This window comes from Streptomyces sp. NPDC048612 (genome assembly GCF_043199295.1).
Lineage (GTDB): Bacteria > Actinomycetota > Actinomycetes > Streptomycetales > Streptomycetaceae > Streptomyces.
On sequence record NZ_JBICVV010000057.1, the window covers coordinates 1 to 6975 of the forward strand.

The following is a 6975-nucleotide window of genomic DNA, read 5'->3' on the forward strand; positions in this document are numbered from 1 at the left end:
CGATCGCAACGCCGCCTCCGTGCCACCGGAGAGCACCCACGGCACCGGCACACCATCCACCACAGCGCCAGCCGCCGCCTCGTCCGCAGACGCCTGCTCAAGTATCAAATGCGCGTTCGTCCCGCTCACGCCAAAGGCCGAGATGCCCGCGCGCAGCGGCCGGGCCGTGCCGTCCGCCCCCGCCCCCCACTCCCGCTCCTCGGTGAGCAGTTCCACCGCGCCGGCCGACCAGTCCACGTGCGGGGTCGGCTCGTCGACGTGCAGGGTCCTGGGCAGGACGCCGTGCCGCATGGCCTCGACCATCTTGATGACGCCCGCGACACCCGCGGCGGCCTGCGTGTGACCGATGTTCGACTTGACCGATCCCAGCCACAACGGGCGGTCGGGCTCCCGCCCCTGCCCGTACGTCGCGAGAAGCGCCTGCGCCTCGATCGGGTCCCCGAGCTTCGTACCCGTACCGTGCGCCTCCACCGCGTCCACGTCCGACGGCGCGAGCCGGGCGTTGGACAGGGCCTGCAGGATCACCCGCCGCTGCGACGGGCCGTTCGGTGCCGTCAGACCGTTCGACGCACCGTCCTGGTTCACGGCGCTGCCCCGGATCACGGCGAGCACCTCGTGGCCGTTGCGGCGCGCGTCGGACAGGCGCTCAAGGACGAGCATGCCGGCGCCCTCGCCCCAGCCCGTACCGTCGGCCGCCGCCGCGAAGGCCTTGCAGCGCCCGTCGCCGGACATGCCTCCCTGGCGGCTGAACTCGACGAAGAGCGCGGGCGTCGACATCACCGTCGCGCCGCCCGCGAGTGCCAGGCTGCACTCGCCCTGGCGCAGCGCCTGGGCCGCCAGGTGGAGGGAGACGAGGGAGGCGGAGCACGCGGTGTCGACGGTGAGTGTGGGGCCCTCAAGGCCGAGGGTGTAAGCGACGCGGCCGGACACGACGCTCGCGGCGTTGCCGGTGAGCAGATGGCCGTCGACGGCGGCGTCGGCGCCGACCACGAGGGTGGTGTAGTCCTGCCCGTTCGTGCCGACGAAGACACCGGTGCGGCTGCCGCGCAGCGAGTGCGGGTCGATGCCGGCGCGCTCGATGGCCTCCCACGAGGTCTCCAGGAGCAGCCGCTGCTGCGGGTCCATGGAGAGCGCCTCGCGCGGGGAGATCCCGAAGAACACGGGGTCGAAGTCACCGGCGTCGTACACGAACCCGCCCTGGCGCGCGTAGAAGGTGCCGGAGCGGCGCGCGTCGGGGTCGTAGAGTCCCTCGATGTCCCAGCCGCGGTCCGTGGGCAGTTCGGAGAGGGCGTCGGTGCCGTCGGCGACGAGGTTCCACAGCTGCTCGGGGGAGCGTACGTCCCCGGGGAAGCGGCAGCCCATGCCGATGATCGCCAGAGGTTCGGCGCTCTTCGCCTCGGCCGCCCGCAGGCGCTTGTGGGCGTCTTCCAGCTCCGCCGTGGTGCGCTTGAGGAAGTAGCGGAGCTTCTCCTCGGTGGTGCCGGGGGTTGAGCGCCCGGGCGTACCCAACGGCGCGTTGGACGGCGCGTTCGACGCCACAGGGGACTCCTCGTGCGCGCGGTTCGCGTGCGGGTTCGGCATCGGTACCTCTCCAGATCGGTCGTCGGCGAAGGGCGGGCAGCGATTTACGAGATGCCGAATCTCTGGCCGAGCAGCTTGAACATTTCCTCGTCCGAGGCCGAGTCTGAGATCTTCTGGGGTCCGCCGTTGCCGCCTTCCGGGGCATCGGCGGCTTCTCCCGCGTCGGCCGGCCCGTGTCCGGGTTCATCGTCCGGAGTCCCGGCGGCGATGTCGTCGGCCTCGGCGAGCAGGGCCCGCAGGCGTACGAGGATGGTGGCGCGGGTGATCTCGTCGAGGGCGCTCCCGGTGAGCGCGGACGCCAGCGACTCGAAGTCCCGCAGGGCCTCGTCCTGCGGCGCACCCGCGCCCTCGATGAGCAGGGATCCCAGGTGCTCTGCGATCGCCTGCGGGGTGGGGTGGTCGAAGACCAGAGTTCTGGGCAGGTTCAGGTCGCAGGCCGCGTTGAGCCGATTGCGCAGGTCAACGGCGGTGAGCGAGTCGAATCCGAGGGCCTTGAGCGCGCGGCTGGGCGACACCGCCTCGGCCAATGTGTGGCCGAGGACGAGCGCGGTCTGCGTCCGTACCAGGTCCAGGAGCATGCGCTGGGCCTCCGCAGGGGTCGTTCCGGCCAGCCGGGCACGCAGTGTGCCGACGGGCTCACCGGTCGCCTCCCGGTCGGCACCGCCCCGCTCGGCCGCCTGCGCTGCCGCCTGCGCTGACTGTGCCTCGGGCACGCCTGTCAGGAGCGGGCTGGGCCGCACCGCGGTGAACCCGGGTGCGAACCTGGCCCAGTCGATGTCGGCGACCGTGACGAGGGTGTCGTCGTGGTCCAGGGCCTGCGCGAGGGCGGCGACGGCGGTGCCGGGGGCCATGCGTACCATCCCGCCCTGGCTGAGCCGCTGTTCGCGCACCTCGCTCTCCTCGGCGAGGCCGCCTCCGCCCCAGGCGCCCCACGCCACGGAGGTGGCGGGCAGGCCCTCGGCACGGCGGTGCTCGGCGAGTCCGTCGAGGAAGGTGTTGGCGGCCGCGTAGTTGGCCTGGCCCGCGCCGCCGGTCGTACCGGCGAGCGAGGAGAAGAGCACGAAGGCCGACAGGTTCGAGTCCCTGGTGAGTTCGTGCAGGTTGAGCGTGCCCTGGACCTTGGGCCGCAGGACTGTCTCGTAGCGCTGCGGGGTCAGGCCGGTGATCACGCTGTCGTCGAGCACGCCCGCGGTGTGGAACACGGCGGTGACCGGGTGCTCCCGAAGGAGGTCCGCCAGGGCGTCTCGGTCGGCGGTGTCGCAGGCCGCGAGCGTCACCCGGGTGCCGAGAGCGGTCAGTTCGGCGGCGAGTTCGGGCGCGCCCGGACCGGCCTCGCCGCGCCTGCTGCTCAGTACGAGGTGCTCGGCGCCGTTCTCCGCCAGCCACCTGGCCACGTGCGCGCCCAGCGCTCCGGTGCCGCCGATGACCAAGACAGAGCCCTCAGGCTTCCACTCCCGTACCGGTGACTTTCCGGCCAGCGGCACGCGGACGAGCCGTCGGGCGAACGAACCCGAGGCGCGGACGGCCAGTTGGTCTTCCGCGCTCGACGCCGCACCGGTCTCCGTGGCTCGGGCCAGGGCCCCCGCGAGCCGGGACGCCACGCGGGTGTCCACGGTCGCGGGTAGGTCGAGCATGCCGCCCCACAGCTTCGGGAACTCGAGCGCGGCAACCCTGCCGAAACCCCAGATCTGGGATCCGAAGAGGCTGCGGGCCGGGTCGCCGGGCGCCGTGGAAACGGCCTCGCGGGTCAGGCACCACAGCGGCGCCGTCACCTCGGCGGCCGCGAGGGCACTGGTGAGAGCGCTGGTCAGCAGCAGTCCGGTGGCCGCCGAGGGGTGCTCGGAGCCGGACGCGTCGGCGACGGCGAGCAGCGAGACGACACCGCGCCACGCGGAGTCTCCGCCCCGCGCCAGAGTCGGGACCAGCGAGTCCGGGTCGGTCTCCGCCGCGCCCAGTTCGAGGACCTTGGTACGGGCCCCGTGGGCCGTCAGGGCACCGAGGACCTCGGCCGTCCAGGGGGCATCGGCGTACTCGGCGGGAACGGCCACGAGCCAGTCCCCGGCGAGCACGGTGTCCTGCCCCATGACCGGAAGCTCGGCGAGCGGCTGCCATGTCGCCCGGTAGCGCCAGGAGTCGAGGACCGCGCCCCGCTGCCGGCCGCGCCGCCAGGCGGAGAGCGCGGGAAGCACGGCGGAGAACCGCGCCTCGGGGTCGATCCCCAGGGTCTCGGCAACAGCGGCGATGTCCTCGCGCTCGACGGTGTCCCAGAAGGCGTGGTCGGCGGGGGTGGACGAAGGGGTGGGGGTGGGGGTGCCGGTCGGGGTGGAGGGCCAGTAGTGCTGGTGTTGAAAGGCGTAGGTGGGCAGGTCGACGCGGCGGGCGTCGGACGGGAAGACCTTGGACCAGTCCGGTGTGACGCCGTGGACGTGCAGTTCGGCCAGGGAGGTCAGGAGACGGTCGAGGTCCCCGTCGTTACGGCGCAGCGAACCGACCGTGACCGCCGGGGAGCCCGCGTCCTCAATGGTCTCCTGAACACCGATACTGACGACCGGGTGGGGGCTGGACTCGACGAACACGCCATAGCCGTCGTCGATCAGCATGCGCGTCGCGGTCTCGAACTCCACCGTCTGGCGCAGGCTCGTGAACCAGTACTCCGCATCGAAGGCGGAACCGTCCTCGACCTGGCCGGTCACCGTGGAGTAGACGGGTATCTCACCCGCTTGCGGGCGGATCGGCGACAGTACGTCGAGGAGTTCCTCGCGCAGTTCCTCGACATGCGCGGAGTGCGAGGCGTAGTCGACCGCGATACGCCGCGCCCGCACATCCGTCCCGGACCAGCGGGCAAGAAGCTCGTCCAGACCCTCCACATCACCGGAAATCACCACGGAGTTCGGCCCATTGACAGCCGCGACCGAGACCCGGCCCTCAAAGCCGGACAACTCCTCACGCACCCGGCCCACCGGCAACGGCACAGACACCATGCCGCCCTTGCCCGCCAACGCCACAATCGCCTTCGACCGGAGCGCGACGACACGCGCCGCATCCTCCAGAGACAATGCGCCGGCGACACACGCAGCGGCGATCTCGCCCTGCGAGTGGCCGATCACCGCTGAGGGACGGATCCCCCAGTCCTGCCAGACAGTGGCCAGGGACACCATCACGGCGAACAGCAACGGCTGAACCACATCGACCCGCTCGGCATCGACCCGGTTGTGCAAGGCGTCCTCAAGCGACCAATCCGTAAACGCAGCCAGAGCCTCACCACACTCAGCCATCCGCGCCGCGAACACCGGCGAAGACTCCATCAACTCCAACGCCATGCCCTGCCACTGCGAACCCTGACCCGGGAACACAAAAACCACCCGACCCGCATCCGAGGCAACACCCTCAACCACACCAGCCACACCACGACCCTCAGCAACAGCCTCAAGCCCCACCACCAGCTCATCCCGCGACGCACCCACCACCACAGCCCGGTGCTCCAACTGCGCCCGCGACGTCGCCAGCGAGAAGCCGACGTCCGCCGGCGACTCATCCGCAACAGACACCGCAGCCGCAAGCCGCGCAGCCTGCCCCCGCAACGCCTCCGCCGACCTGCCCGACACCACCCACGGCACCAGCACACCACCCACCGGTTCGGAAGCACTCCGAACCGGCGCGGGCGCCTGCTCCAGGATCACGTGGGCGTTGGTGCCGCTCACGCCGAAGGAGGAGACGCCGGCCCGGCGGGGCTCGTCGGTAGCGGGCCAGTCGCGCTGCTCGGTCAGCAGCTCGACCGCACCCACCGACCAGTCGACGTGCGGGGTCGGCTCATCGGCATGAAGCGACTTAGGCAGACTCCCGTGCCGCATGGCCTCGACCATCTTGATGATGCCCGCGACACCAGCGGCGGCCTGCGTGTGACCGATATTCGACTTAACGGAGCCCAGCCACAGCGGACGGTCCGCGTCACGGTCCTGCCCATACGTCGCAAGGAGCGCCTGCGCCTCGATCGGGTCCCCGAGGGCCGTCCCCGTACCGTGCGCCTCCACCGCATCCACATCGGCTGGAGTCAGACCGGCATTGGCCAGCGCCTGGCGGATCACCCGCTGCTGCGATGGACCATTCGGAGCCGTAAGACCATTCGACGCACCGTCCTGGTTCACCGCGCTGCCCCGCACGACGGCCAGCACCTCGTGGCCGTTGCGCTCGGCGTCGGACAGGCGCTCAAGGACGAGCATGCCCACGCCCTCGCCCCAGCCCGTACCGTCCGCGTCCGCGCTGAACGGCTTGCAGCGGCCGTCCGTGGCGAGAGCGCGCTGGCGGCTGAACTCCACGAAGGCGCCCGGCGTCGACATGACCGTCACACCACCGGCGAGCGCCATGTCGCACTCGCCCTGGCGCAGTGACTGGGTGGCCCAGTGCAGCGCGACGAGCGACGACGAGCAGGCGGTGTCGACGGTGACGGCTGGGCCTTCGAGCCCGAAGGTGTACGAGAGGCGACCCGAGACGACGCTCGCGGCGTTGCCCGTTGCGATGTAGCCGCCCATGTCGTCATCGGAGGTCGCCGCGAGGGACATGTAGTCCTGGCCGTTCGTCCCCACGAAGACACCCGACCGGCTGCCCCGGACGGTGTCCACGGGGATGCCCGCCCGCTCGAAGGCCTCCCACGAGGTTTCCAGGAGGAGGCGCTGCTGCGGGTCCATGGCCAGTGCCTCGCGGGGCGAGATCCCGAACAGCTCCGCGTCGAACTCGGCCGCGTCGTAGAGGAATCCGCCCTCACGTACGTACGAGGCACCGGACCTGTCCGGGTCGGCGTCGTACAACTCGCGCACGCTCCAGCCCCGGTCCTCCGGGAAGGCCGATACCGCGTCCGCGCCGGACGCCACGAGGTCCCAGAACTCCCCCGGGGAGCCGGCCCCGCCGGGGAAGCGGCAGGCCATGCCGACGATCGCGACCGGTTCGTCCGAGACGGCAGCCGAGGCGACGGTGACCGGTGCGGTGGCGTCCTCGCCGCGCAGTTCGCCCACCAAGTGCTGCGCCAGCTCCTCGGGGGTCGGGTGGTCGAAGACGAGCGTCGCGGGGAGGATGAGGCCGGTGGCAGCACTCAGAAGGTTCTTCAGCTCCACCGCGGTCAGCGAGCTGAAACCCATCTCACGGAACGCCTTACGGACAGGAACACCCTCCGTAGACCCATGACCAAGAACACCCGCAGCCGACACCCGCACCAGATCCAAAACGACCCGATACCAGTCATCCTCCGCAACACCCGCCAACCGCCCACGCAGTTCACCCACCACACCAGAACCCGCCCCCACCACAGCACGCGCTTCGCTGATGCGGTCGAGGAAGGGGCTGGGGCGTACGGCGGTGTAGGCCGGGGCGAAGGTGGCCCAGTCGATGTCCGCGACAGCA

General features: G+C 71.2%; 2 protein-coding genes. Both read right to left on the reverse strand.

Features of this window, described 5'->3' with window-relative positions; all coding sequences use genetic code 11:
• Window positions 1-1509 (reverse strand): type I polyketide synthase (locus tag ACGFN2_RS35825; RefSeq protein WP_393367164.1); only part of this gene is annotated, 1509 nt, incomplete at its 3' end.
• A gap of 116 nt (window positions 1510-1625) precedes the next feature.
• Window positions 1626-6975 (reverse strand): type I polyketide synthase (locus ACGFN2_RS35830; protein WP_393367162.1); only part of this gene is annotated, 5350 nt, incomplete at its 5' end.